General features: G+C 72.2%; 23 protein-coding genes. 11 read left to right on the top strand and 12 right to left on the bottom strand.

The window, feature by feature from the left end; all coding sequences use genetic code 11:
- Position 1: 1 nt before the first annotated feature.
- The 4 genes from ACFPYL_RS15310 to ACFPYL_RS15295 all read right to left on the bottom strand — a co-directional run bounded on the left by ACFPYL_RS15310 (position 2) and on the right by ACFPYL_RS15295 (position 4,316).
- Positions 2-1,303 (bottom strand): sensor histidine kinase, encoded by a 1,302-nt coding sequence (locus ACFPYL_RS15310; protein ID WP_379155920.1) that lies wholly within the window; start codon positions 1,301-1,303, stop codon positions 2-4.
- 78 nt (positions 1,304-1,381) lie between these two features.
- Positions 1,382-2,275, bottom strand: a complete 894-nt coding sequence (locus tag ACFPYL_RS15305; protein ID WP_379155918.1) for an oxidoreductase — start codon at positions 2,273-2,275, stop codon at positions 1,382-1,384.
- Positions 2,272-3,090, bottom strand: a complete 819-nt coding sequence (locus ACFPYL_RS15300) for an oxidoreductase (RefSeq protein ID WP_379155916.1) — start codon at positions 3,088-3,090, stop codon at positions 2,272-2,274. The genes ACFPYL_RS15305 and ACFPYL_RS15300 overlap by 4 nt, the downstream gene beginning before the upstream one ends.
- The gene (locus ACFPYL_RS15295) at positions 3,087-4,316 is read right to left on the bottom strand and encodes a hypothetical protein (RefSeq protein ID WP_379155914.1); all 1,230 of its coding nucleotides are present in this window, start codon (positions 4,314-4,316) and stop codon (positions 3,087-3,089) included. Before ACFPYL_RS15295 ends, ACFPYL_RS15300 begins: the two co-directional genes overlap by 4 nt.
- Before the next feature lie 40 nt (positions 4,317-4,356).
- Between ACFPYL_RS15295 and ACFPYL_RS15290 the strand changes: the two genes are divergently transcribed.
- Positions 4,357-4,917 carry a TetR/AcrR family transcriptional regulator gene (locus tag ACFPYL_RS15290; protein ID WP_379155912.1) on the top strand — a complete coding sequence of 187 codons (561 nt, stop codon included), beginning with the start codon at positions 4,357-4,359 and terminating at the stop codon, positions 4,915-4,917.
- Here the strand turns inward: ACFPYL_RS15290 and ACFPYL_RS15285 are convergent.
- The 3 genes from ACFPYL_RS15285 to ACFPYL_RS15275 all read right to left on the bottom strand — a co-directional run bounded on the left by ACFPYL_RS15285 (position 4,914) and on the right by ACFPYL_RS15275 (position 8,193).
- The gene (locus ACFPYL_RS15285; protein WP_379156860.1) at positions 4,914-5,726 is read right to left on the bottom strand and encodes a pseudouridine synthase; all 813 of its coding nucleotides are present in this window, start codon (positions 5,724-5,726) and stop codon (positions 4,914-4,916) included. The genes ACFPYL_RS15290 and ACFPYL_RS15285 overlap by 4 nt on opposite strands.
- A gap of 28 nt (positions 5,727-5,754) precedes the next feature.
- Entirely contained in the window at positions 5,755-6,936 is a 1,182-nt protein-coding gene (locus ACFPYL_RS15280) for a glycosyltransferase 87 family protein (RefSeq protein WP_379155911.1), read from the bottom strand.
- Positions 6,937-7,023: 87 nt separating this feature from the next.
- Complete coding sequence (locus ACFPYL_RS15275; RefSeq protein WP_379155909.1) at positions 7,024-8,193, bottom strand: sulfotransferase family protein; 1,170 nt, start codon at positions 8,191-8,193, stop codon at positions 7,024-7,026.
- Between the two features lie 22 nt (positions 8,194-8,215).
- Here ACFPYL_RS15275 and ACFPYL_RS15270 point away from each other — a divergent pair, with 22 nt between their 5' ends.
- Genes ACFPYL_RS15270 through ACFPYL_RS15250 form a run of 5 tightly spaced genes read left to right on the top strand, consistent with a single transcriptional unit; the run spans position 8,216 to position 14,084 of the window.
- Complete coding sequence (locus ACFPYL_RS15270) at positions 8,216-8,662, top strand: nuclear transport factor 2 family protein (protein ID WP_379155907.1); 447 nt, start codon at positions 8,216-8,218, stop codon at positions 8,660-8,662.
- Positions 8,663-8,690: 28 nt separating this feature from the next.
- Positions 8,691-10,136, top strand: coding sequence for an alpha,alpha-trehalose-phosphate synthase (UDP-forming) (locus ACFPYL_RS15265; protein WP_379155905.1), 1,446 nt, complete (start codon positions 8,691-8,693; stop codon positions 10,134-10,136).
- 52 nt (positions 10,137-10,188) lie between these two features.
- Entirely contained in the window at positions 10,189-11,292 is a 1,104-nt protein-coding gene (locus tag ACFPYL_RS15260) for an alpha/beta fold hydrolase (protein WP_379155902.1), read from the top strand.
- An 18-nt stretch (positions 11,293-11,310) separates the two neighbouring features.
- Positions 11,311-12,654, top strand: coding sequence for an MFS transporter (locus ACFPYL_RS15255; RefSeq protein WP_379155899.1), 1,344 nt, complete (start codon positions 11,311-11,313; stop codon positions 12,652-12,654).
- On the top strand, positions 12,651-14,084 hold the full coding sequence (locus ACFPYL_RS15250; RefSeq protein WP_379155896.1) for a pyridoxal phosphate-dependent decarboxylase family protein: 1,434 nt from the start codon (positions 12,651-12,653) through the stop codon (positions 14,082-14,084). The genes ACFPYL_RS15255 and ACFPYL_RS15250 overlap by 4 nt, the downstream gene beginning before the upstream one ends.
- A 103-nt stretch (positions 14,085-14,187) precedes the next feature.
- Here the strand turns inward: ACFPYL_RS15250 and ACFPYL_RS15245 are convergent, their stop codons facing one another.
- The gene (locus ACFPYL_RS15245; RefSeq protein WP_379156857.1) at positions 14,188-15,114 is read right to left on the bottom strand and encodes a carbohydrate kinase family protein; all 927 of its coding nucleotides are present in this window, start codon (positions 15,112-15,114) and stop codon (positions 14,188-14,190) included.
- 1 nt (position 15,115) lies between these two features.
- Positions 15,116-15,760, bottom strand: a complete 645-nt coding sequence (locus tag ACFPYL_RS15240) for a class II aldolase/adducin family protein (protein WP_379155894.1) — start codon at positions 15,758-15,760, stop codon at positions 15,116-15,118.
- 73 nt (positions 15,761-15,833) lie between these two features.
- On the opposite strand from ACFPYL_RS15240, the gene ACFPYL_RS15235 reads away from it, so the two are divergent.
- The 4 genes from ACFPYL_RS15235 to ACFPYL_RS15220 are packed head-to-tail and all read left to right on the top strand — an operon-like array spanning position 15,834 to position 19,853.
- Positions 15,834-17,330, top strand: coding sequence for a flavin monoamine oxidase family protein (locus ACFPYL_RS15235; protein ID WP_379155891.1), 1,497 nt, complete (start codon positions 15,834-15,836; stop codon positions 17,328-17,330).
- Positions 17,327-18,364 carry a hypothetical protein gene (locus ACFPYL_RS15230; protein ID WP_379155888.1) on the top strand — a complete coding sequence of 346 codons (1,038 nt, stop codon included), beginning with the start codon at positions 17,327-17,329 and terminating at the stop codon, positions 18,362-18,364. The genes ACFPYL_RS15235 and ACFPYL_RS15230 overlap by 4 nt, the downstream gene beginning before the upstream one ends.
- Positions 18,365-18,410: 46 nt before the next feature.
- Positions 18,411-19,067, top strand: a complete 657-nt coding sequence (locus ACFPYL_RS15225) for a uracil-DNA glycosylase (RefSeq protein ID WP_379156854.1) — start codon at positions 18,411-18,413, stop codon at positions 19,065-19,067.
- Between the two features lie 9 nt (positions 19,068-19,076).
- Positions 19,077-19,853 carry a dioxygenase family protein gene (locus ACFPYL_RS15220; protein ID WP_379155885.1) on the top strand — a complete coding sequence of 259 codons (777 nt, stop codon included), beginning with the start codon at positions 19,077-19,079 and terminating at the stop codon, positions 19,851-19,853.
- Between the two features lie 65 nt (positions 19,854-19,918).
- Here the strand turns inward: ACFPYL_RS15220 and ACFPYL_RS15215 are convergent, their stop codons facing one another.
- The 3 genes from ACFPYL_RS15215 to ACFPYL_RS15205 all read right to left on the bottom strand — a co-directional run bounded on the left by ACFPYL_RS15215 (position 19,919) and on the right by ACFPYL_RS15205 (position 24,215).
- Positions 19,919-20,872, bottom strand: coding sequence for an aldo/keto reductase (locus tag ACFPYL_RS15215; protein WP_379156851.1), 954 nt, complete (start codon positions 20,870-20,872; stop codon positions 19,919-19,921).
- A 140-nt stretch (positions 20,873-21,012) separates the two neighbouring features.
- Positions 21,013-22,572 (bottom strand): succinic semialdehyde dehydrogenase, encoded by a 1,560-nt coding sequence (locus tag ACFPYL_RS15210; protein ID WP_379155882.1) that lies wholly within the window; start codon positions 22,570-22,572, stop codon positions 21,013-21,015.
- A 14-nt stretch (positions 22,573-22,586) separates the two neighbouring features.
- Positions 22,587-24,215, bottom strand: coding sequence for a GMC family oxidoreductase (locus ACFPYL_RS15205; protein ID WP_379155879.1), 1,629 nt, complete (start codon positions 24,213-24,215; stop codon positions 22,587-22,589).
- A gap of 99 nt (positions 24,216-24,314) precedes the next feature.
- On the opposite strand from ACFPYL_RS15205, the gene pdxY reads away from it, so the two are divergent.
- Positions 24,315-25,166 carry a pyridoxal kinase PdxY gene (pdxY, locus tag ACFPYL_RS15200; RefSeq protein WP_379155876.1) on the top strand — a complete coding sequence of 284 codons (852 nt, stop codon included), beginning with the start codon at positions 24,315-24,317 and terminating at the stop codon, positions 25,164-25,166.
- Position 25,167 lies beyond the last annotated feature (1 nt).

Below are 25,167 nucleotides of genomic sequence, written 5' to 3'. Positions count from 1 at the left end.
CTCACAGGGGGATCCTCGCGTCCACGACGGTGCCGTGCCACTCCGGGGAGCTGATCTCCAGGGTGCCGTCGACGGCGGCGAGCCGCTGCCGCAGACCGGCGAGGCCCAGCCCCTTGGCCGGGTGGGCGCCACCGACGCCGTCGTCCTCGACCCGCACCTCGACCTCGCGCTCACCCGCCACGACCGACACCGTGACCGCCGCCGCAGCGGCGTGCTTGGCGACGTTGGTCAGCGACTCCGCGACCACGAAGTAGACGGCGGTCTCGACGTGCGGCGGCAGCTGGGTCGGTACGTCGATGCGCGACTCGACCGGGACCGGGCTCTGCGCCAGCATCTCCTCCAGCGCCGCCGCCAGGCCGCGGTCGACCAGCAGCGGTGGGGCGATGCCGCGGCTCAGCGAGCGCAGCTCCGCCACCGTCTCGCGGGCCTGGGTCAACGCGTCGTCGATGGTCGCGGCGGCCCGCTCGGGGTCCTCGGCGACCTGCTTCTTGGCGCGACCGAGGTCCATGGTCAGCCGGACCAGCCGCTGCTGGGGGCCGTCGTGGATGTCGCGCTCGAGGCGGCGCATCGACTCGGCCTCCGCGACCCGGGCCGCGTCCCGGCTGTCCTCGACGCGCGCCACCTCGTGCTGGAGGTCGGCCCGGCTGCTCAGCAGCACCCAGGCCAGGCTGGCGTGGATCGTCGTGACGAGCCGGACGGCGAACGGCAGCGTGAACAGGAGGATCGCGCCGAGCGCCAGGTTGGCCAGGCTCTCCGGGGTCCGACCGGTGCCGAACCCGAGCAGCGAGGCCAGGCCCTCCTCGTCGTCGCCGGCCGGGACCCAGTGCTGCCAGAACCAGTACGTGAGGCCGGTCCCCGCCGCCACCCACCACACGAGGGTGACGCCGAACGCGAACGTCCCGGTGACCAGGCCGACCAGGGCCCAGACGACGTCGAGCCAGGACTGCGCGTCCTTGAGCGGGGTCAGCGACCGGCGCCAGAAGCCGGCACCCGACGGCGCGCAGACGTAGTGCGGCGTCGGCGCCTCGCGCCCGAGCATGCCGCGCAGCCGGATCCGCTCGAACCGGGCGAACCCGCGGGCGACCATGATGCCGACCGAGATCAGCAGGATGCCGCCGATGAAGATCGCGAGCGCGAGGCCCAGCGACAGGTCGACGATCACGACGACGAACGCGACCAGCGCGATCGGGAACGCGGACAGGCAGTAGGCACTCTCGTAGAGCACCCGGCGTACGCCGTGGGGACGCGTCGCCGCCGGCGTCGGGGCGGGCATCGCGGTGGACAAGGTCAGGGTCTCCGTCATGGGTTCAACGCTAGGAATCACGGCACTCCCCCGCGATCCTGCCAGCCCGACACCTGGTGTCGGGCCAGCCCGACTCCCTCAGGCGAAGGCGTCGACGCCGGTGACCTCGGCCGACCACGCCCAGAGCCGGGCGGCCGCCGCCGGGTCGACCGCGTAGTCCTTCACGCCGGACGTCGTCTGCGGCCCGGGCGGGACCACCTCGGCGACCCCGCAGTCCTCCAGGTAGAGACCGCCCCGGCCGTCGAGCGCCGGCGAGGTCGCCGCCCAGACCGCCGTCGCCGCACCCTGCTCCGGGGAGCGGAAGTCCGGGATCTCGACGTCCTCGAGGTCCTCGGCCACCAGGTGCCGACCGAGCGGGGTGATGATCGCGCCCGGGTGCAGCGAGAACGCCCGCACCCGGTCGCGCGCCAGCCGGTCGAGGTGCACGGCGAAGAGCACGTTGGCCGTCTTGGACTGCCCGTAGGCAAGCCACTTGTCGTAGCCGGTCGCGAACCACGGGTCGTCCCACCGGATGTCCGAGAGGTGGTGGCCGGTCGACGAGACGCTGACGACGCGGCCGCCCTCGGCGACCGCTGGCCACACGCGGTTGACCAGTGCGTAGTGGCCCAGGTGGTTGGTCGCGAGCTGGAGCTCCCACCCGTCGCCCACCCGGGTCTCCGGGCAGGCCATCACCCCCGCGTTGCCGATCACCAGGTCGAGCGGACGGCCGGTGACCAGCACCTGGTCGGCGTACGCCGCGACGCTGTCCTGGTCGGCGAGGTCGAGCTCGCCGATCTCGACGCCCGCGACGCCGGCCAGCGCCTCCGCGGCCTTGCCGGGCCGGCGGGCCGGGGCGAGCACGTGGGCGCCGGCACCGGCCAGCGCGCGCACGACCTCGACGCCGATGCCCGAGTAGCCACCGGTGACCAGCGCGGTCCGCCCGGTCAGGTCGATGCCGTCGAGCACGTCGGCGGCGGTCGGCAGGCCGGTCACAGGTCCGTCCCCACCGTGACCTGCTCCCACTCGTCGATCGAGGCGCTCATCTCGGCGAGCTTGGCGCGGGCGGCCTGGAGCACGTCGCGGCCGAGCAGCAGCCGCAGCGGCGGGTCGTCGAGCGCGGCGACCATGACGACGGCCTCCCCGACCTTGCGCGGGTCGCCCGGCAGGTGGTCGGCGAACGCCCGGATCAGCTCCTTGCGGGCCCCGACGTCGGCGGCGTACGCCTCGATCGGCGCGGACGCCTCGTGCATCGAGCGCTTCGCCCAGTCGGTGCGGAACGCGCCCGGCTCGATCGCGGTGACCTTGATGCCGAGCGGGCCGACCTCCTTGGCCAGCGCCTCGGTCAGCGCCTCGAGGGCGAACTTCGTGGACGAGTAGTAGGCGTTGGGCGGGTTGGCGACCAGGCCGGTCATGGAGGAGATGTTGACGACGTGGCCGCTGCCCTGCGCGCGCATGCCCGGGAGCACCGCCTTGAGGGTGTCGACGACGCCGAAGTAGTTGGTGTCGAAGAGGCGGCGCACCTCGGCATCGTCGCCCTCCTCGACCGCCGAGAGGTAGCCGTAGCCGGCGTTGTTGACCAGCACGTCGATGCCCCCGAATGCGTCGTACGCCGCAGCGACGGCCGCGTCGATCTGCGCGCGGTCGGTGACGTCGAGGGGTACCGCGATCGCGCCGTCGCGCCCCGCCAGGTCCTCGATGTCCGCCACCCTGCGCGCCGTCACTACGACCTGGTGACCGGCGTCCAGCGCGGCGACGGCGATCTCGCGGCCGAGGCCGGTCGAGCAGCCCGTGACCAGCCAGCGGCTCATGAGGTCACCTCCGGAAGGCGACGGAGGTACGCCGTCCGGCGTGCGGCGAGCTGGTCCGCACGCTCGTCGGGCGTCACGCGCGGGACGTCCGGCAGCTCGGCGTCGAGCCGGTCGAGCTTGACCACCCGGCCGCGCGCCGACAGGTCCGGCCGCGCGCCGCCGTCGGGGAACTCCGCCATCCGCAGCGTGAGGATCCCCTCCAGCAGGCCGTCGGTGTCGACCCAGTTGTGCACGCCGGGGTCCTGCGCGGCGACGAGGTAGGTGTAGGTGCCGTCCTCGTTGGCCAGCGACTGCGCCTTGTTGAGGCTGCCCGTGCGGTCGAGCACGTCGAGCGTGGTGCCCCAGATGTTGGAGAGCGGGACGGTGAAGTACTCCGCTCCCCCGTCGCTGACGTCGACCACGAAGGCCTCGTCCGGCGCGAGCACGAACCGCCCGGCGACGTACACCTGGTGGCGCATCGCGCCGGTGTGGTCGGCCGACCAGGCGAGCGAGAAGTGATTCTCGGGGGCCTTGTACATGCCGTGGCTGAGCTTGCCGGTGAAGTTCGCGAAGTGCGCCATCATCCGGGCGGTCGCCTCGGCCTGCTCGTCGAGCGAGAGCGCGGGCGTGGCCGGCGGACCGCCGAGCCGCTCGATGGTGAACGCGTTCGGGTCGTCGCGACCCCAGTCCAGCAGGACGTCGCGGACGTAGAGCTCGTGCGCGGCCGGTGACGACTGCACGTGGTTGGGCCGGCCATCGGCCGGCGAGGAGTCGACGGTGATCGTGAAGGACCCGTCGTCCTCGACGTGCATCCGGCGGCCGTCGAGCACGTCGACGGTGCCCATGTGGGCGTCCCAGAGCGTGAAGTAGTTCTCGGTCATCCGGTGCTCGCCGACGCGGCCGCGGATGACGTAGCGCTCGTCGCCGGAGACGGGGACGACCCGGTAGACGGTGTCGGGGTTGTCGATCCCCCACCGGGTACCGGGGATCCGACGACCGTCGACCTCGTGCTCGAGCCGGGTGATCGTGGTGACCTTCGGCCGCAGCGGGTCCTGGTTCGAGGACCAGACCGCCGCGGAGAACATCACCTCCTCGTACGCCGCCTCGAAGCGCTCGCGCATCGCGTCGGACGCCTTCGCCCGGCCGAGCCAGGTCTCGGCGACGTCGCGGTAGGCCGCACGCACGGTCGGGTGCTCGACCAGCGCCAGCGCGGCCAGCTCGTGGGCGTGCTGCTCGTCGGTCGCCACCGGGTTCCCGGAAAATGTCAGTTCTGACATAATGGCCAGCATGTCGAAGTCCGAGCGGACGCGCAATGCCTTGCGCGAGGTCGCGCTGCGGCACTTCGTCGCCGACGGGTTCGAGTCGGCCAGCGTCCCGGCGATTGCGGCCGAGGTCGGCGTCACCGAGCGGACGTTCTACCGTCACTTCGCGACCAAGGACGAGGTGCTCTTCGGCGATGTGGCCGACCGGGTCGCGTGGTTCGCGGCCGCGATGCGCGAGCGTCCCGCCGACGAGGACCTGGTGCGCTCCGTCCTGGTCGCCCTGGGCTCCGCTCCCACCGACCCGCAGCTGCTGGCCGAGATCGCCCGACTCCGCACCGAGCTGCTCAGCCCCGCGCGGATCGAGCGGGTCTTCCGCGATCGGCAGGGCGCGATGGCCGCCGAGCTCCGCGTGATCCTGCGCGAGCGCGGAGCCGGCGACCTGGACGCGGCCGTGCGTGCCGAGGTGCTGGCGGGCGCGGTGTTCGCCGCGCTGGCCGTGTGGACGGAGGCGGCCGGCCCCCACGACGTACGACGCCTCGGCGCGCTCACGCAGCAGGCAATGGAGCAGGTCCGCCCTGCCCTCTAGAGAGGGAAGCTTCGCCCGCTCACGAAGCGGCGCTCCGTGCCGTCGACCGGGTCGGTGAACGCCAGCTCGCTCGCGAGCAGCTGGAGGGGCCGACTGAAGTCGTCGAGGGCGACGTCGAGGACCTCGGGGTAGAGCGGGTCGTCGACGATCGGGATGCCGAGGCCGTGGAGGTGCAGCCGGAGCTGGTGGGTGCGGCCGGTGCGCGGGAGCAGGCGGTAGACCGCGAGGTCGCCGACGCGCGACTCGACGTCGATCTCGGTCTCGGCGTTGACCGGCGCACCCGGCACCACCTCGGCCCGCCAGGCCCCGCGCTCCTTGGCGATGTGGTTGCGGACCGTGACCGGGAAGGTGAGGTCGGGGTGCCACGGCGCCAACGCACGGTAGGTCTTGCGCACCTCGCCGCGCTCGAAGAGCACCTGGTACGGCGCCCGCCACCGACGCTCGGTCGCCAGCATCAGCACCCCCGACGTCACCCGGTCGAGGCGGTGCAGCGACGACAGCTCGGGCAGGCCGAGCTCGGCCCGCATCCGGACGACGACGCTCTGGAGGACGTGCTCGCCGCGCGGGATCGTGGAGAGGAACGCCGGCTTGTCGACCACGACGAGCCGCTCGTCGCGGTGCACCACCGGCAGGTCGCCCGGCACCTCGACCTCGTCGGGCAGGTCGCGGTGGAACCAGACGAACGTGTGCAGGACATAGGGATCGTCCTCGCGCACCGCCCGCAGGTCGTCGTAGACGAACCGCTCCTCGACCAGCAGCCGCTCGACGTCGACGCGCGGCCCGAGCCGTTCGCGCAGCCAGGACCCCATCGTCGTCCAGGACCCGGCCCGGTCCCGGTCAGGCGTGCGCACCCACGCGGCGCTCAACCCGTGGCGGGTCGGCAACGGCGAGCGGGGCGGCACGGGCCGAGGCTACGGCGCTGCCCTTGAAGATGCTGAGCACGAGGAAGCCGAGTCCGAGGACGACGTACCACCCCGAGGCCGCCACCTCCGGCGCGCTCAGGTGCAGCTCGACCCCGTCGCCGTGCGGCACCAGCCACACGGCGTACGACCAGAAGACGAGCAGCATCGGCAGCACCCACACCCGGGCCTGGCACCACAGCAGCGCCAGGACCGGCACGCACCACACCCAGTGGTGGCTCCACGAGATCGGCGAGACGAGCAGGCCGGTCACCGCGGCGGCCGGCAGCCCCCAGGCGTCGCCGAGACGACGGTGGGCCACCACGGCACAGGCGAGACCGGCGACCAGGACGAGGAGCACGAGCAGCAGCTCGGCTGGCGGTACGTCGCGCGCGTGGTGCGCCCGGACCAGCCAGCCGCGCAGGGACTGGTTGACGGAGTTCTCGAGCCGGCCCATGCGGCCGACGTCGAAGAGGTGGCCGGTCCAGTAGGCCCAGGTGGCGTGCACATCGACGAGGGCGGTGAGCACGAGCGTCGCCCCGAAAGTCGCCGTCGCGACAGCCGCGGCCCGCACCCGACCGGTCAGCGCGAGGTAGACCACCAGCAGTGCGGGCGTCACCTTGATCGCGGCCGCGAGCCCGAACCCGATCCCGCGCAGCCGCGACTCCGGTGGGCGGGTCGCGTCCCAGAGCACCAGAGCCAGCAGCGCGAGGTTGACCTGTCCGTAGAGCAACGTCGTGGTGACCGGCTCGCTCCACAGCGCGACGGCCGCGAGGAGCAGGGTGGCCGTCGCCGTGACCGGCCCGCCGACCAGGCGGAGCGACAGCCGCGCGACGACGACGAGCAGGACCAGGTTGACGACGACCGACGCCGCCTTCACCGTCGCGAGCGAGGCCCACGCGGTCGGCACGAAGACGAGGGCGGCGAACGGCGGGTACGTGTTGACGCTGGTGATGCCGGCGAGCGGGCCGTAGAGGTCCAGCCCGTCGAGCAGCGCCCGCCCCTCGGCGCGGTAGACCCGGATGTCGACGAAGGTCGGCTGCACCAGGGCGAGCACGACGACCAGCCACACCACCAGGGACAGTGCGGCGAGCAGCGGGGCACCCCGAAACGACCTCATGTCTCCTCATGTCCGGGCGACGCGGATCGTTGCAGCCGTCCGTGAACGTGGGGTGTCCCGCAGGTGGTGGTTGAGGTGTGAGGCGCGCTAGCGCTGAGCCTCGACACCACCACCGGAGAAGCGCTCGCGGATCTGCTCGGCGGTGAGCCCGTAGGTCTCCGGCGTGTAGTCGGGGCGTCCCGTCTCGCGCGGTCGCCGCTGCAGCCAGTCGCGCATCGCCGCCTCGGCGTCGTTGGTGAGGTCGAGCCCGACCGCGTCGTACACCCGGGCCACCTGGCCGACCGGGTCGGCGACGGCGTCCGCGAACTCCAGGTCGGTCACGACCGGGTCCTCACCCCACGCGGCACGGGTGGCGAGGGCCCGGTCGTTCGTCCAACCCATCCGCTCGATCCACTCCGCACCGATCCGGTGCAGGTCGACGGTGTCGGCGTGCATCGCGTGCAGGGTGGCGTTGAGGCTCGCGCCGGACGCGATCGTCTCGACCGGGTCGCGGTGCAGGTGCACGACGTGCAGCCCGGGGAACCGCGCGCGGAGGTCGTCGAGGTAGCCGAGGTGGGCCGGGGTCTTGAGCACCCACCGCCCTGCCTCCCTCGGGGCATCGAGCCCACGCCGCTTCTGCTGCCACTGGAGCAGCTGGAGCATCCGGTGGAGGTGGTCGTACGCCGGGGCGAAGTCCTGGGTGTCGATCCAGGAGCGGTACGCCGGCACGTGTGCGCCCGACTCGGGCACGTGCGAGAGGAACGCGTCGGCGAGGAAGACGATCTCCTCCTCGGCCTCGAGTGCGTACATCGGGTGGATCGCGTAGAGGTCGGGCACCCACTGGCGTGACTGCTCCTCGCGCGCCAGGGCCTGGGCGATGCGCGGGTCCTCGGCGTCCCAGTCGAGGTCGAGCGGCGGCGCCACCTCGACGACCTCCCAGCCCCGGGCACAGCGGAAGCGGGCGTCCGCGGCGAGCAGCCGTTGCAGCAGGGTCGTGCCGCTGCGCATCATGCCGACCACGACGACCGGGTCGACGACCTGCTCGTCCGCGATCTCGGGGTGGCGGCGGAACCACTCCTGCGCCCGCAGCCGCATCCGCAGGCTGTGCACGACGCCGCCACGCAGCAGGTGCGCGCCCATCTCGTTGAGCCCCGCGCCGGCGTACGCGTCGAGGAGCACGCCGAGCGGCTCCTCGAACGGACCGGGACCGAGGTCGTCGAGCCCCTCCTTGCGGCGCGCGTCGGCGAGCACGCTCGGCAGATCCCACCCTCCAGGCATGGCGCGAACCTATGCTGTCGCGGTGGCCGACAGCGCGCGCGACATCGAGAACCTCCTCTACGAGTACGCCGAGCGCATCGACGCCGGCGACCTCGACGGTGTGGCCGAGCTCTTCACCCACGGCCGCATCCTCGGCCAGGAGGACGGCCCGCCGGAGACGGTGTTCGAGGGGCGCGACGGCGTACGCCGCCTCTACGGCATGGCCACCCGGATCTACGAGGACACCGGGACGCCGAAGACCAAGCACCTGACGACGAACGCCCGGATCACCGTCGACGAGGCGGCCGGCACCGCGACCGCCCGCACGAGCTACCTCGTCACGCAGGCGACCGACGTGCTGCCGCTGCAGGTCATCATCACCGGGCACTACCACGACACGTTCCACCGGATCGACGACGTGTGGTGGTTCGACAGCCGCACCATGTTCGTCGACCAGACCGGCGACCTGAGCCAGCACCTGAAGTTCTAGGAGTTGGCCACGCCACTAGGGTGGCGACGTGGCTTCTTCTGGCTCGGCTGACCTGGTCATCGTGGCGAACAGGCTGCCCGTGGACCGGGTCACGCTGCCCGACGGGACCCAGGGCTGGCGGCAGTCCCCCGGCGGCCTGGTGACGGCGATCGAGCCGATCCTGCGGGCCAACCAGGGCACCTGGATCGGCTGGCCGGGCGGCACCGAGACCGAGGACGAGCTCGAGCCGTTCGAGGACGAGGGGATGAACCTGGTCCCGATGGCGATGACCGCCGACGAGGTCGAGGACCACTACGAGGGGTTCTCCAACGCGACCCTCTGGCCGCTCTACCACGACGTGGTCGCGAAGCCGGAGTTCCACCGGGAGTGGTGGAACTCCTACTCGGCGGTCAACCGCCGCTTCGCCGAGCGGGCGGCCGAGGAGGCCGCCGAGGGCGCGACCGTGTGGGTGCAGGACTACCAGATGCAGCTGGTGCCGCAGATGCTGCGCGAGCTGCGCCCGGACCTGCGGATCGGCTTCTTCCTGCACATCCCCTTCCCGCCGACCGAGCTCTTCCAGCAGCTCCCGTGGCGTCGGCAGATCCTCGAGGGCCTGCTGGGCGCGGACCTGGTCGGCTTCCAGCTCAGCGGCGCCGCGCAGAACTTCGTCCGCCTGGTCCGCCAGCGGGTCGGTCACAAGACCCACCGCGACCTCGTCTACCTGCCCGACGGCCGCACCGTGAAGGCGGCGGCGTTCCCGATCTCCATCGACTCGGCCGGCTTCGAGGAGCTGGCTCGCTCGGAGCAGGTCGAGGAGCGCGCGGTGGAGATCCGCGAGCAGCTCGGCAACCCGCAGAAGGTCTTCCTCGGCGTCGACCGGCTCGACTACACGAAGGGCATCTACGCCCGGCTGCGTGCCTTCGCCGAGCTGATCGAGGACGGCGAGCTCGACGTCGGCGAGGCCGTCTTCGTCCAGGTGGCGACGCCCTCGCGCGAGCAGGTCGAGCAGTACCGCATCCTGCGCGACGACATCGACCGTCTCGTCGGCCGGATCAACGGCGACCTGGGCCGGATCGGCTCGCCGGCCATCAGCTACCTGCATGCGTCCTTCCCCCGCGAGGAGATGGCGGCGCTCTACCGGGCCGCCGACGTCATGGTCGTCACGCCGTTCCGCGACGGCATGAACCTGGTCGCGAAGGAGTACGTCGCCTGCCGCTTCGACAACGACGGCGCACTGGTGCTCTCGGAGTTCGCCGGCGCCGCCGAGGAGCTGCGCCAGGCCTGGCAGATCAACCCCTACGACATCAACGGCATGAAGTCCGCCCTCCTCGACGCCTGCCGCGCCGAACCGCGCGACGTCACCCGGCGGATGAAGGCCATGCGCAAGCAGGTGATGGAGCACGACGTCGCAGCCTGGGCCGACAGCTTCCTCGCCGAGCTCGGCTCGCTGGGAAAGGCGCACGGCAAGAGCGTGCGCCCGGCCAAGCGCGGCTGACCCGCGCCCGGGCTGGGGTAGCCACCCGGACGCCGCCGGGTAGCGTCGAGACATGGACCTCGTGCCGAAGCCCGACCAGGTGCTGTCGGCCGCGGCCAACGTCCTGCACCGGGTGCGCCGCGGCGGGATCGCCGACCTGCGGCCGATGCCCCGCCGCGTGGTCGCGGAGGGCGAGCGGCACCGCGTCCACCTCCTCGAGCCGGACCCGGCCGTCGCGCGACGCGGTCAGCCCGTGCTGCTGGTCCCACCGATCGCGGTCCCGGACGGCTGCTTCGACCTGCGCCGCGGCTGCTCGCTGGTCGAGCACCTGGTCGCGGGCGGTCGGCCGGCGTACGTCGTGGAGCTGGAGCCGGTCGACGTCCGCGACCCCGACGTGACGATCGATCCCTGGGTCGCCGAGGTGCTGCCGGCGGCGGTGCGGGCCGCGTCGGAGCACGCCGGTGGCCGACCGGTGCACGTGGTGGGCTGGAGCCTCGGCGGCACCTTCGCGCTGCACGCCGCGGCGCGCTACGTCGACCTGCCGATCGCCTCGGTGTCCGCGCTGGGCACGCCGGTCGACGTGACGGCCGTGCCGATGCTCGCGCCCGTGCGACCGCTGATCAGCGCCACCGACTGGACCGGGCCGGTGGGCGTGGCCTCCCGCGTGGTCGGCAGCGCGCCCGCGGTGCGCTGGGCGTTCGGGCTCGACGCCGTCCAGCACCTGGTGACCCGGCCGGCCGCCGTGACGACCCACCTCGACGACGCCGACTGGCTGGCGCAGCTCGAGGCCGTGGACCGGCTGGCGTCCGCGACCTCGCCGTACCGCGGACGCGCGTTCGGTCGACTGCTGCACCGGTTCGCCACCGACAGCACGGACGAGCTCGAGTCGGTCACCGCGCCGACGCTGCTGGTCGCCGGCGCCGCCGACACGATCGCACCCGTCGCCGCCGTCGGCGCGGCCGTGCCCCTGCTCACCGGCACGCGGGAGGTCCGGTTCGAGATCGTCCCCGGCGGCCACCTCGGGCTGCTCACCGGGCGCGGTGCCCGCACCGGCACCTGGCCGGTGCTCGACGAGTGGTTCGAGCAGTGGGACGACGCCGAGGAGCCGTCCGGGACAATCGGTACCAATCCCCGCCGCCGGCACACCTCCGCAGGATCGCGCGCGCTCAACCGCTGACCCGGCTAGGGTCCGGGCATGCCAGCCACCGACACCCTCCCGAGAAGCGTCCGGGTGGGCTACGGCTCGGGCTCCGTCGCCACCGGCGCATTCGGCACCGTCCCGGGCCTGATGCTCCTGCCCTACCTGACCGACAGCCTCGGCATCGCCGCGATCCTGGCCGGCTTCATCGTGTTCGTCCCGAAGGCCTGGGACGTCGTCCTGAACCCGATCGCCGGGCGGATCAGCGACCGGACCGTCGACGCCCGCGGCCCGCGGCGTCCGTGGCTGCTGCGGGCCGGCGTGGCGCTCGCGGTCGCCTTCGCGCTGCTCTTCGCGGCACCCGACATGGCGACCGGCCTCGAGGCGCTGTGGGTGCTCGTCGCGTTCCTGGCCTGCGCGACGGCGTACGCCTTCTTCCAGGTGCCGTACGTCGCCATGCCCGCCGAGATGACGTCGTCGTACGACGAGCGCACGCGGCTGATGACGTGGCGGGTCGCGATCCTGGCGTTCACGATCATGCTCGCCGGCGCGACCGCTCCCGCGATCCGCGACGCGGTCGGCGGCCGCGACGGCTACCGCGTGATGGGCCTGGTGATGGCGTTGATCATCGCGATCGGCACCATCGGCGCCTACGTCGGCACCCGGCGGGCGCCCGTCGCCGCACCGCAGCCGGGCGCCGGCAGCCTGCGCGACCAGCTGCGGATCGTGGCCGAGGCGCGCGACTTCCGCTGGCTGCTCACGTGCTTCGTGATCCAGGCGCTCGCGACCGGGTGCATGCTCGCCGGCGTCGACTACCTGGCCTCCGACGTGCTTGGCAAGGACGGCGCCGCCACCATCCTCTTCGTCTGCTTCGTCGGCCCTGCGCTGCTGCTCACCCCTGCCTGGTCGGCGATCGGCACCCGCGTCGGCAAGAAGCGCGGGTACGTCGCCAGCTCGGTGATCCTCGCCTGCGGCGCGCTGCTGGCGGTGACCGCGCAGTCGGCTCCGATCGGCCTCGTCTACCTCGCCGTCGTGCTCGTCGGTGTCGGGTACGCCGGCTGCCAGGTCTTCCCGATGGCGATGCTGCCCGACGCGGCCGCGGTGGACGCCCGGCGTACCGGTTCCAACCGGGCGGGCGTCTACACCGGCGTCTGGACCGCGGGCGAGACCCTCGGCCTCGCGCTGGGCCCGGCCGCCTTCGCGCTGGTGCTCGCGATCGGCGGCTACGAGTCCTCGACCGACGGCGACGTCGCGCAGCCCGACTCGGCGCTCACGGCGATCACGCTCGGCTTCTCGATCCTGCCGGCGGTGCTGATCATCGCGAGCCTGTGGTGGTTGCGGAGGTACTCGCTCGACGCCCCGTCAGTCGATGGCACCGCGGATGAGATCGTCTCGGCATGACCGACGACGACGCCCTTGCTCGCCTCCGCGAGATGCAGACCGCCGACCTGCCCGTCCACGGCGGCCGGACCCTCGCCTACGTCTACGACTCCGGACTGCCCGACGTGGACCGGATCGGGCGCGAGGCGGTCGCGGCGTACGCCGGCTCCAACGGCCTCGACCCCACGGCGTTCCCGAGCCTGCTGCAGATGGAGAACGACCTGGTCGGCTACACGGCCGACCTCCTGGACGCGCCCGCCGACGCCGTCGGGACCGTGACGTCCGGCGGCACGGAGTCGTGCCTGCTGGCCGTGCAGGGCGCCCGCGACAGCCGGCCCGACGTCGAGCGGCCGCGGATGGTCGTCGCGTCGACGGTGCACGCGGCGTTCCTCAAGGCCGCGCACTACTTCGGCGTCGAGGCGGTCGTGGTCCCGGTCGGCCCCGACTTCCGCGCCGACGCGGCCGCGATGCTGGCCGCCGTCGACGAGGACCCCGACCGGACCGTGCTGGTGGTCGTCTCCGCGCCGTCGTACGCGCACGGCGTCATCGACCCCGTCACCGAGGTCGCGCCGGCAGCGGCCGCCCGCGGGATCCGCTGCCACGTCGACGCCTGCATCGGCGGGTGGGTGCTGCCGTTCGCGGCCCGGATCGGTCGCGACGTGCCGCCGTGGACCTTCGCCGTCGACGGGGTCACCTCGATCTCGGTCGACACCCACAAGTACGCCTACGCCCCCAAGGGCACCTCGGTCCTGATGCACCGCTCGCCGGCGCACCGACGCCCGCAGTACTTCGCGCACGCCGACTGGCCGGGCTACACGATGCTCAACTCGACCATCCAGTCGACCAAGTCGGGCGGTCCGCTCGCCGGCGCCTGGGCCGTCGTCCAGTCGCTGGGCGACGCGGGCTACGAGCGGCTGACCCGCGAGGTGTTCGAGGCCGTCGACCGGATCGTCGCCGGCGTCGCGGCCATCCCCGAGCTGACCCTGGTCGCCGTACCCGACTCGACGCTCGTCGCATTCGTCACCGACGACACCTGCGACGCGTTCACGATCTGCGACGAGATGGCGACCCGGGAGTGGTACGTCCAGCCCCAGATGTCGTACGCCGGCCAGCCGCCCAACGTCCACCTCTCCGTCAGCGCCGCCACCCTCGCCCACGTCGACGAGTTCCTCGCCGCGCTGGCCGAGTCCGTCGCGGCCGCGGTGGCGGTCGGTCCGGTCGGCGTCGACCCGGGCGTCGCGGCGTTCATCGAGACCCTCGACCCGGCCACGCTCTCCGACGACGACTTCGACGGCCTGCTCGCCGCCTCCGGCCTCGTGGGTGGTGGCGAGGGCCTCGCGCTGCCCGACCGGATGGCCGAGGTCAACGCGATGCTCGACCTCGCCTCGCCCGCGATGCGCGAGGCGCTGCTGGTGGCCTTCCTGGATCGCCTGGCTCGGCCGAACCGCTGAGGCCGCGGCGGGAGTTTCATCGGTCGGCCGACGTTTCTCCTGCTGGGACGACAAAGTTTCATCGTCCAGGCGTGAGTTTCATCGGTCGGCCGATGAAACTCTCCTAGCGACGCTCGGCCGACCCCGCGAACGCCTCGACCTTCGCGAGGTCGTACGAGCCGGCGTCGGTGCTGAGGCCGCCGGCCACCTGGGCGGCGGTCGCGCAGCCCAGCTCGGCGGCACCCCGGAGGTCGCGGCCGAGCGAGAGGCCGCGCAGGAAGCCGGCCGAGAACGCGTCACCGCAGCCGGTGGTGTCGACGACGTCCACGACGTACGCCGGCACCTCGATCACCTCGTCGGCCGTCACGACCAGCGCGCCCTTCGCACCTTGGGTGACGGCCACGCAGCCGACGCCGGCGGCGACCAGCGCCTGGGCGCCCTCGACGAGCGAGCCGGCGCCGGTGAAGCCCAGCACCTGCTCGTCGTTGGGCAGCAGGTAGTCGGTGTGCGGCAGCGCGTCGGCGATCCACGCCAGCATGTCCGGGTCGCCCGGGGCGAGGATGTCGAGCGAGGTGACCGCGCCGATCGAGCGGCCGTGCGCGAGCAGCTGGCCCGCGGCCTCGCCACCGAGGAACTCCGGCCCGCCCAGGTGCAGGTGCGTGATCCCCTCCAGCGACGGGAGCGGCAGGTCGTCGAGGGTGAAGGCCCCGTTGGCGCCGATGCAGTGCCACGCCGGCCGGTCGCCGTTGGGCCGCACGGGGATCACCGACGCGGAGGTCTGGTGCTCGTCCTTGCGGACCAGCCCGGAGACGTCGATGCCCTCGGCGCCGAGCAGCCCCACCAGCACGCTCCCGATCGGGTCGGTGCCGACGGCGCCGTACGACGACACCTCGGCACCCAGCCGGCTGAGCACGACCGCCGTGCCTCCGGCGGTGCCGGCCGGCGACATCCGGATCGTCTCGACCAGCTGGCCGTCGGAGCCCTCCGGGATCGACTCGATGCCGATGACGTGGGTGTCGAGGACGTGGACGCCGACGGCGGCGATCTTCATGTCAGTCACGGGGGTTCTCCTGCTGGGTTCCGTAGTTGCGGCTGATCGCCTGGGCGATCACGTCGGCCTGCTCGTCCTCGGTGAGGACGCGGGGCGCCCCGAGCGCGCTCGCGCGGTGGTGGAGGGTGGCCAGCCACTCCAGCAGCAGCGCGTGCTCGACGGCCTTGTCGAGGCTGGACCCGATGGCGACCGACCCGTGGTTGGCCATCAGTGCCGCGTGCCGGCCGGCCAGTGCCGCGCGGACGTGTGTCGCCAGGTCCGGCGTGCCGAAGGTCGCGTACGGCGCCACGCGAGTCGCCCCGCCCAGCGCCAGGTGCTGGTAGTGCAGCACCGGCAGCTCGTCGAGGACGCAGGCCACCGCGGTCGAGTACGGCGCGTGCGTGTGCACGACCGCCGCCGCGTCGGTGTCGGCGTAGATGCCGAGGTGCAGGTCGAGCTCCGAGGTCGGCACCAGGTCGCCCTCGAGCACGGTGCCGTCGAGCGACACGACCGTCACGTCGGGCTCCGTGCAGCGACCCAGCACGACACCGGTGCCGGTCACGGCGACCCGGTCGCCCTCGCGGACCGACACGTTGCCCGCCGTACCGATGAAGAGGCCCTCGGCGGCCAGGGCCCGCGCCGCGTCGGCCACTGCTGCGCGTGTCACGTCGCAGACCCTAGTGCCCAACCTCACCGTCCGGACGCGTTACCTCGGGCGGGCGCGCGTCGTTGGCCCCGGCATGACGACACCGATGCTGTCCCGGCGGCTGCTGCTGGGCACCACCGCCGCTGCCGGTCTGACCGCGACGTCCGGCCTGCACGATGCCGTGGCCGCGGGCTCGCGCCAGGGATCGCTCCCGCGCGACGTCGACGTCGTGGTGGTCGGCGGTGGCATCTCCGGCCTGGTGGCCGCTCGCAAGCTCGCGCGACGCGGCCTCGACGTCCTCGTCGTCGAGGCACGCGACCGGGTCGGCGGCCGGGTCCTCAACCACCACCTGTCGAAGCGGAGCGGCGGCGAGACCATCGAGTCCGGCGGCGCGTTCGTCGGCCCGACGCAGGACCACATCCTGCGGCTGGCCAAGGAGCTGAAGGTCAAGACCTTCACGGAGTACAACGACGGCAGCAGCGTCTACATCTCGTCGCTGACGGGCCGGATGGAGTACTCCGGCACCGTCCCGCCGGACCCGACGATCCTCCCCGACGCCGCCGTGCTGCTCACCCGCATCGACCAGATGGCCTCGACGATCGACGTCTCCGCGCCGTGGTCGCACCCGAGCGCCGCCGAGTGGGACGCGATGAGCCTCGGTGAGTTCATCCGCCGCAACGCCGTCAACGCCGACGGGATCGGCAACCTGATCAAGTCCTGGACCCAGCCGGGCTTCGGCGCCGACCCCGACGAGCTCTCCCTGCTCTTCACGCTCTGGTACGTCGCGTGCTCGGGCAACGAGACCAACGTCGGCACCTTCTCCCGCAACTCCGACACCGCGAACGGCGCCCAGGAGAGCCGCTTCGTCGGCGGCTCGCAGCTGGTCCCGATCCGGCTGGCCCGCAAGCTCGGCGACATCGTCGCGCTGGACGCACCCGTGCGCCGGATCGAGCAGCGCGACCACCGCGTCGTCGTGCACACCGCACGCGGGACGGTCCGCGCCCGCCGGGCGGTCGTGGCGTGCCCGCCGCCCCTGGTGCTCGACATCGACTGGTACCCCCAGCTCCCGACCCGCCGGCTCCAGCTGCTGCGGCACATGGACATGGGCCAGCTGATGAAGTGCGACGCCGTCTACCGGCGGCCCTTCTGGCGCGATGCCGGCCTCAACGGCTTCGGCATCAACGATTCCGGAGCCGCTCGTGCCGTCTTCGACAACTCGCCGAAGGACGGCACCCCCGGCGTGCTGCTGGCCTTCGTCGGTGGAGCGACCTGGCGCACCTACGGGCCGATGTCGAAGGCCAAGCGTCGCCAGGCCGTGCTCGAGGGCTTCGCCGCGATGTTCGGCGAGCAGGCGCTGCACCCGATCGAGTACGTCGAGCACGACTGGACCAAGGAGCGCTGGACCCGTGGCGGCCCGACCGCCGTCCACGCGCCCGGCACGCTGACCCAGTTCGGGTCCGCGATCCGCCGACCGTTCGGTCGCGTGCACTGGGCCGGCACCGAGACGTCGACGTACTGGAGCGGCTACATGGACGGCGCCGTGCGCTCCGGCGAGCGGGCCGCGACCGAGATCGGCGACCTGCTGCGATGAGGCGGCTCCTCGTCCTCCTCACCGCCGTGGTCATCGCGGTGTCGGCGTGGGCGCCGGCGCCCGCCGCGGCACCGACGAAGGGCACCACGACCGTCTTCTCGCTCGTGCCGTCGCCCGGTTTCCCGGCGTACGTCCACGTGCACACCAACGGCCGCGTCTACTCCGGGACCTACGTCGACGCGGGCAGCACCGCGCGGTCCAAGGTCTTCGAGTGGACCGCCGACGGGACGCTGCTGCGCTCGTGGACGGTCCCGGGCCAGGTGCTGGACGCCGACCACGGTGTGCAGGTCGCGAACCAGACCCGCGACGGCAAGCTGGTCCTCCTCGAGACCTCGACGTCCTCGGTCCTCACGCTCGACACCCGCACCGGCCGCTTCCACCGGGTCGCTCGCTTCCCCGAGGGGTCCGTGCCCAACTACGCGACGTGGGGGCCGCATGGCGCGCTCTTCGTCACCGACTACGCCGCCGGCGTCATCTGGCGGCTGCCGCACGGCGCGTCGAAGCCGCGGCGCTGGTTCACCTCGCCGGCGCTCACCGGTGCGGTCGAGTTCGGTACGACGGGCATCCGCTACCGCCCCGGCAAGCGCGACCTGCTGATCACCCAGCAGACCGCGTCCGACGCGGCCGCGCTGCCGACCAACGGCCACCTCTACCGGCTGCCGATCGGCAGGGCCGGACGCCCGGGCACCCTGACGACGCTGTGGACCTCGCAGCCCGGCGACCTGCCCGACGGCTTCGGGATCGGCGAGTCCGGGCACGTGTACGTCGCCCTCGCCGGCCTCGCGAACCAGCTCGTCGAGTTGACCGCCACCGGCACCGAGGTGCGTCGCTTCGGCACGGCGGTGACCGGCGACAACGGCTCCCCCGTCCCCTTCGACACCCCGTGCAGCGCGACGTTCCTGGGCAAGCGGGTGCTGGTCGCCAACCAGTCCGCGATCGCCGGGGACGCCACCCACCAGGCGATCCTCGAGGTCTACGTCGGCGAGCGCGGGCGCGCGCCGTACCTGCCGAAGGACGCGCTTCTGCCCCGATAGCCTCGCTGCCGTGAGCGCTCTCGCGGGACTGGTGGACAAGGGCCTGATGGCCGAGGACTGGGCGGAGGCGCTGGCTCCGGTCGACGACCAGGTCGCCGCGATGGGCCGCTTCCTGCGCGAGGAGAACGCCGCGGGGCGCGGCTACCAGCCCAGCGGCGACGCGGTCTTCCGAGCCTTCCAGCGACCGCTCGCCGACGTCCGGGTGCTCGTCGTCGGGCAGGACCCCTACCCCAACCCCCAGCACCCGATCGGGCTCAGCTTCGCCGTGCGCCGCGACGTGTGGCCGCTGCCGCCGAGCCTGGTCAACATCTACACCGAGCTGCGCGACGACCTCGGCATCATGCCGCCGCGGCACGGCGACCTGACCGCCTGGGCCGACCAGGGCGTGATGCTGCTCAACAGGTCGCTCACCGTGCAGCCCGGCGCGTCCAACAGCCATCGCGGCAAGGGCCGGGAGCCGATCACCGAGCGCGCGATCACGGTCCTGGCCGCACGTGGCGGTCCGTGCACCGCGATCCTGTGGGGCTCCGACGCCCGCAAGCTCAAGCCCCTGCTCGACCCGGTCCCGGTCGTCGAGTCCGCGCACCCGTCACCGCTGTCGGCGTACCGCGGCTTCTTCGGCTCGAAGCCGTTCAGCTCCGTCAACGCGCTGCTCGTCGAGCAGGGCGGCGAGGAGGTGGACTGGCGGCTGCCGACGGGGTAAAGTTGAAATGTGAACGATCTTCGGATGCCCGCGCTCTACATCGGCCACGGCGCCCCGCCGCTGCTCGACGACCCGTTGTGGTCGTCGCAGCTGGCCTCGTGGGCGCAGGACCTGCCACGGCCGAAGGCGATCCTGATCGTCAGCGCGCACTGGGAGTCGGCCCCGGTCATGCTCTCCGCGAGCGGCGCCCCGCTCGTCTACGACTTCGGCGGCTTCGACCCGAAGTACTACCGGATGACCTACGAGACGCCCGACGCGACGGCGCTCGCGCAGCGGATCGCCGCGATGATGCCGTCGTCCGAGCCGGTGCACCAGCACGCGAGCCGCGGCCTCGACCACGGCGCCTGGGTGCCGCTGAAGCTGATGTACCCCGAGGCCGACATCCCCGTGCTCCAGATGTCGCTGCCCACCCACGACCCGGTGCGCCTGATGGCGCTGGGCGAGCGGCTCCGGCCGCTGCGTGACGAGGGCGTGCTGATCGTCGGCTCCGGCTTCCTCACCCACGGGCTGCCGTTCCTGAAGGAGTTCCGGATCGACGCGGACGCCCCCGGCTGGTCGACGGACTTCGACGCCTGGGCCGGCGAGGCGCTGCTCCGCGGCGACGTCGACGAGCTCACCCGCTACCGCACCCACGCCCCCGGCATGCCCTACGCGCACCCGACGGTCGAGCACTACACCCCGCTGTTCGTCACCCTCGGTGCCGCCACCGATCCCGAGCAGCCCGGCCTCCAGGTCATCGACGGCTTCTGGATGGGCCTCTCGAAGCGGTCGCTCCAAGTTGCCTGACCGCCGAGTCGGGACTTCTGGTCACCCGAGTCGGGACCTCTGGTCACCCGAGTCCGGGGTCCTGGTCAGTCGAGTCTGGTGATCTCGTCGAGCTCGACCAGGTCCTCGGGCGTCGGCACCCAGCGCAGCGCCTCGGCGTTCGTCCATACCTGCGCGCCGGAGGTCGCTCCGGAGATCACCGACGCGACGGCAGGCTGCGCGGCCAGGCCCGCGATCGCGACGTCCAGCACGGCGAGCCCACGCGCCTCGGCGTACTTCTCGACGGCCTCGATCCGGTCCCAGTCGGCAGTCTTCAGCCAGCCGGCCCGGGAGGGGTCGAGGTCGGCTCGTGAGCCGGTGGGCGCACCCTCGCCGCGGCGGTACTTGCCGGTGAGCAGGCCGTACTCCAGCGGGAAGAACGGCAGGATGCCGAGGCCGAACGCCTCGCACGCGGGGGTCACCTCGGCCTCGACGGTGCGGTCGAGCAGCGAGTAGCGGTTCTGCACCGAGACGAAGCCCTCGAGCCCGGCGGTCTGCGCGGTCCACGCCGCGTCGGCGACCTGCCAGCCGTCGAAGTTCGAGCAGCCGACGTAGCGCACCTTGCCCTCACGGACCAGGTCGGTCAGCGCCGACAGTGTCTCCTCGATCGGCGTCACGCCGTCGGGCTCGTGGAGCTGGTAGAGGTCGATGTGGTCGGTCTGCAGCCGCTTCAGCGATGCCTCGACCGCGCGGCGCACGTAGCGACGCGACGCCCGCGCGCCGAAGTCGTTGCCGTTGGCGCCCTGCATGTCCATGCCGAACTTCGTCGCCAGCACGAACTCGTCGCGCTGCCCGGTCAGCGCCTGCCCCAGCAGCTCCTCCGAGGCGCCCGGAGGCGCGCCGTAGATGTCCGCGGTGTCGAGCAGCGTCACGCCGGTGTCCCGTGCGGCGCCCAGGATCTCGCGTACGCCGTCCAGGTCCACCCGCCGTCCGAACGCGTTGCAGCCGATGCCGACCGCGCTCACCATCAGTCCCGAGTCGCCCAGCGGGCGGTAGGTCATCTCAGTCACGACTGCGACAGTACGTCGGCGCGTCACACCCAGTGACGGGCGGCCAGCGGTGAGCCGGCAACCGAAGTCGGCACGGCCCGGAGACGAAGCGGTTGCCTACTCACCGCCGACGCGGCGCCGGCGGCAGCGATCTAGCGGATGCCGGTCTTCCGCATCATCTTGAGGCCGCCGATCATCCCCTTGACGTACTCGTCGTAGTCCTGGCCGGGCCGCGCGCCCATCACCTGCTTCTTGAGCACGGCGAGCTGCTGCACGTCGGTGTACTTGAGGATGCCCTGGTCGCCGTGGCGCGCGCCGACGCCCGACTGCTTGACGCCACCGGACGGCGTGCCCTTGGACGCGAACGCCGTCGCCAGGATGTCGTTGACGTTGACGTTGCCCGACTCGAGGCGCTTGCCGACCTGGCAGGCGGTGGCGACGTCGCCGCCCCACACCGAGGCGTTCAGCCCGTAGTCCGTGTCGTTGGCGAGCTCGACCGCCTCGTCGACGGTGCGGTAGGAGTGCAGCGCGACGACCGGACCGAACGTCTCGGTGACGCCGGCGAGCATGTCCTTCGTGACGCCCTCGAGGATCGTCGGCTCGAAGAACGCCGGCCCGAGGTCGGGCCGCGGCTTCCCACCCGTCAGCACCGTGGCGCCCTTGGCGACCGCGTCGTCGACGTGGGACTTCACCCGCTCCATGTGGTCCGGCGAGACGAGCGACCCCATGTCGGGGCCGAAGTCGTACGCCGCGCCGATGCTCAGCGCCTCGGTCGCCTTCACGAAGGCATCACGGAACTCGGCGTACCGCGACTCCGGCAGGTACATCCGCTCGATGTGCATGCAGATCTGGCCGGTGTTGCCGAAGGCGCCGAAGATCGCGCCCTGGACCACGTCGTCGAGGTCGGCGTCGTCGAGCACGATCATCGGGTTCTTGCCGCCGAGCTCGAGGCAGCAGCCGATCAGGTTGCGTCCGGCGCGCTCGCCGATGACCCGGCCGGTCGCCGTCGAGCCGGTGAACATGACGTAGTTGGCGTTGTCGATCAGGGTCGGGCCGACATCGGGACCCTCGCCGCAGATGACCTGGAACAGGCCCTTCGGCAGCCCGGCCTCCTCGAGCAGCTGGACGCCGTACAGCGGCGAGAGCGCGGTCTTGTTGTCGGGCTTGAGGACGATCGCGTTGCCGGCCATCAGCGCCGAGATCGAGTCCGAGATGCCGGTCGCGAACGGGAAGTTCCACGGCGCGATGATCCCGACGACGCCCTTGGGCTGACGGATCTCGGTCGACGTGGTCAGGAACGGCACCGGGCCACCGCGCTTCACCGGTGCGAGCAGCTTCGGCGCCCGCTTGAGGTAGTGGCTCATCACCATCGGCGGGTCACAGGTCTCCTCGATCGCCATCCGCCGGTTCTTGCCGCTCTCGGCCTGGATCAGGTCGGTGGTGGTCTGGGCGCGGTCGAGGAAGAGCGTGTGCGCGCGCTTGAACACCTCGAGCCGCTGCTTGAGCGGTCGCTTCGCCCACTCGACCTGCGCCGCGCGGGCGGTGACGAAGGCCTGCTCGATGTCGGCAGGGGTCGACTGCGGCAGCTCGACGAGCAGCTCACCGGTGTAGACCTCGGTCAGCTTCCAGGTGCCGCCGTCGCTGGACGGGACCCGGGCGACCAGGCCGCGCAGGAAGTCGTCGGTCAGGGATGCGGGTCGCTGCAGTGTCATGTCGTTGCCCCTTCTCAGGCTCTGCCGAGGACGAAGTCGGCGCCGCGCTCACCGATCATGATGGCGGGTGCATTGGTGTTGCCGCCGGTGATCGACGGCATCACCGAGGCATCGCAGACCCGGAGGCCCTCGATGCCGCGGACCTTGAGGTCCGGCGTGACGACGGCGAGCTCGTCGACGCCCATCCGGCAGGTGCCCACGCCGTGGTAGACCGACGTCGCCCGGTTGAGGATCGCGTCGCGCAGCGGCTGCCCCGTGAGCGACGCACCCGGGTGGATCTCCTCCTTGACCGCACCGCCGAACGCGCTGCCGGCCATGACCTGCCGCACCATCTCCGAGCCCTCGGCGAGCACCTCGAGGTCGGCCGGGTCGGAGAGGTACTGGAAGTCGATCAGCGGCGAGACCGTCGGGTTCGACGACGCCAGCCGCAGCGTGCCGCGGCTCTTCGGGTAGATCAGCGTCGAGAGCAGGGTCAGGCTGGGCCGCGGGTCGACCTTGTGCTGGATCGGCTCGTCCTGGTTGGGCGAGACGTAGGACCACGGCAGCAGGTGCAGCTGCAGGTCGGGTACGTCGGTCGCCTGCGACGTACGCAGGAAGGCGACCGCCTCGAAGACCGAGTTGGCCATGAAGGTCGTGCCCGGCCGCAGCGCCTCCTTCATCACGCCCTTGCCGAAGAAGAACGCATTGCCGCGCATCTTCGAGGTCGTCACGTTGAAGGTCAGCGCGTGGAAGAGGTGGTCGTGCAGGTTGTCGCCGACCGGGAGGTCGGCCAGCACGTCGATCCCGTGGTCGCGCAGGTGCTGCGCGTGGCCGACGCCGGACAGCATCAGCAGCTGGGCGGAGCCGACGAAGCCGGCCGAGAGGATGACCTCCTTGCCGGCCCGGACGGTGCGCCGCGTGCCGTCCTTGTCGGTGACCTCGACGCCGGTGGCGCGGCCGTTCTCGATCACGACCTTGCGGGCGAGCACCTCCGACTGGAGCTGGAGGGTCGGGACGTCGAGGTGGTGGAGGTAGCCGCGGGACGCGCTGTAGCGCAGGCCGTCCGCGGCGTTCTGCTGCATCCGGCTGACGCCCTCCTGCGACTCCGCGTTGTAGTCGTCGAGGACCGGGACGCCCAGCGTGTCGGACGCGGCCTGGATGAACTGGAGCGAACCCTCCTGCGGCGCCTTGTTGCGGGTCACCCGGATCGGACCGCCCGCGCCGCGGTAGTCGTTGGCGCCGTCCTCGAAGTCCTCCATCCGGCGGTACGCCGCGTTGACGTCGTCGGCACCCCAGCCGGTGTTGCCCTCGGCGGCCCAGGAGTCGTAGTTGGCGCGGTTGCCGCGCACGTAGACCATGCCGTTGATCGAGCTCGAGCCGCCGACGACCTTGCCGCGCGGGACCGGCATCTTGCGGTCGAGCATGTGCTTCTGCGGGCTGGAGTAGAGGCCCCAGTCCACGCGCGCCTTGATCTGCGGCACGGAGTGCATCGGCCCGATCATGCCGGGCTTCTTCACCAGGTACTGCTCGTCGCTCTTGCCCGCCTCCAGCACGATCACGCTCGCGCCTGACTGCGCCAGCCGGCCCGCGATCGCCGCCCCGGAGCTGCCGGAGCCCACCACGACGTAGTCGGCTTCGTTCCTGTACGACGGCTTGCGCGCCACGGGCTACCTCAACTCACATACCGAGAGAATGTCCTGAACCCGGCAACTGTAACTTGTTCTAGTTTGCTCGTACAGGCCGACCCTCGGGAGGATCGTCGCGTGAAGATCCTGTCCATCCAGTCCTCGGTCGCCTACGGCCACGTCGGCAACTCCGCCGCGGTCTTCCCGCTCCAGCGGCTCGGTCACGAGGTCTGGCCGGTGATCACCGTGCACTTCTCCAACCACACCGGGTACGGCGCCTGGCGCGGTCCCCTGCTCGCCCCCGACGACGTGCGCGACGTGATCGCCGGGATCGAGGACCGGGGCGTGCTCGGCGAGGCCGACGCGGTGCTGTCCGGCTACCAGGGCGACCCGGCGGTCGGCGCGATCATCCTGGATGCCGTCGCGAAGGTGAAGGAGCTCAACCCGGACGCGGTCTACTGCTGCGACCCGGTGATGGGCGACGTCGGGCGCGGGATGTTCGTCCGGCCCGGGATCCCCGAGTTCATGCGCGACACCGTCGTCCCGGCCGCCGACATCATCACGCCCAACCACTTCGAGCTGGACTTCCTCGCCGGCCGCACCACGACCACCCTCGAGGAGATCCTCGACGCGGTGGACGCCGTACGCTCGCGCGGCCCGCGCGACGTGCTCGTCACCAGCGTCCTGCACGGTGACGTGCCCGAGGGCCGCCTCGACGTCATCGCCGTGTCCGACGACGGCGCCTGGGCCGTCGAGACCCCGCTCCTGCCGATCACGCCCAACGGCTGCGGCGACGTCACCGCAGCCCTCTACCTGGCGCACCTGCGCACGACCGGGTCGGCGGCCGAGGCGCTCGCCCGGACGACGTCCTCGGTCTTCGGCATCCTCGAGAAGACCATCGCCGCCGGCACCCGCGAGATCCAGCTGGTCGCCGCCCAGGACGCCATCGCCGAGCCGCCGATGACGTTCGACGTACGCCGGCTGCGCTGAG

The sequence above is a fragment of the Nocardioides hankookensis genome, assembly GCF_042658885.1.
Lineage (GTDB): Bacteria > Actinomycetota > Actinomycetes > Propionibacteriales > Nocardioidaceae > Nocardioides > Nocardioides hankookensis.
This window is presented reverse-complemented; position numbering and strand designations above follow the sequence as displayed.

Bases quoted from the DNA above. Each gene is read 5' to 3' on its own strand.
- ACFPYL_RS15310 (WP_379155920.1), bottom strand. From the start codon at position 1,303: ATGACGGAGACCCTGACCTTGTCCACCGCGATGCCCGCCCCGACGCCG.
- ACFPYL_RS15300 (WP_379155916.1), bottom strand. From the start codon at position 3,090: ATGAGCCGCTGGCTGGTCACGGGCTGCTCGACCGGCCTCGGCCGCGAG.
- ACFPYL_RS15290 (WP_379155912.1), top strand. From the start codon at position 4,357: ATGTCGAAGTCCGAGCGGACGCGCAATGCCTTGCGCGAGGTCGCGCTG.
- ACFPYL_RS15285 (WP_379156860.1), bottom strand. From the start codon at position 5,726: ATGGGGTCCTGGCTGCGCGAACGGCTCGGGCCGCGCGTCGACGTCGAG.
- ACFPYL_RS15280 (WP_379155911.1), bottom strand. From the start codon at position 6,936: ATGAGGTCGTTTCGGGGTGCCCCGCTGCTCGCCGCACTGTCCCTGGTG.
- ACFPYL_RS15275 (WP_379155909.1), bottom strand. From the start codon at position 8,193: ATGCCTGGAGGGTGGGATCTGCCGAGCGTGCTCGCCGACGCGCGCCGC.
- ACFPYL_RS15260 (WP_379155902.1), top strand. From the start codon at position 10,189: ATGGACCTCGTGCCGAAGCCCGACCAGGTGCTGTCGGCCGCGGCCAAC.
- ACFPYL_RS15255 (WP_379155899.1), top strand. From the start codon at position 11,311: ATGCCAGCCACCGACACCCTCCCGAGAAGCGTCCGGGTGGGCTACGGC.
- ACFPYL_RS15250 (WP_379155896.1), top strand. From the start codon at position 12,651: ATGACCGACGACGACGCCCTTGCTCGCCTCCGCGAGATGCAGACCGCC.
- ACFPYL_RS15245 (WP_379156857.1), bottom strand. From the start codon at position 15,114: ATGAAGATCGCCGCCGTCGGCGTCCACGTCCTCGACACCCACGTCATC.
- ACFPYL_RS15235 (WP_379155891.1), top strand. From the start codon at position 15,834: ATGACGACACCGATGCTGTCCCGGCGGCTGCTGCTGGGCACCACCGCC.
- ACFPYL_RS15230 (WP_379155888.1), top strand. From the start codon at position 17,327: ATGAGGCGGCTCCTCGTCCTCCTCACCGCCGTGGTCATCGCGGTGTCG.
- ACFPYL_RS15225 (WP_379156854.1), top strand. From the start codon at position 18,411: ATGGCCGAGGACTGGGCGGAGGCGCTGGCTCCGGTCGACGACCAGGTC.
- ACFPYL_RS15215 (WP_379156851.1), bottom strand. From the start codon at position 20,872: ATGACCTACCGCCCGCTGGGCGACTCGGGACTGATGGTGAGCGCGGTC.
- ACFPYL_RS15210 (WP_379155882.1), bottom strand. From the start codon at position 22,572: ATGACACTGCAGCGACCCGCATCCCTGACCGACGACTTCCTGCGCGGC.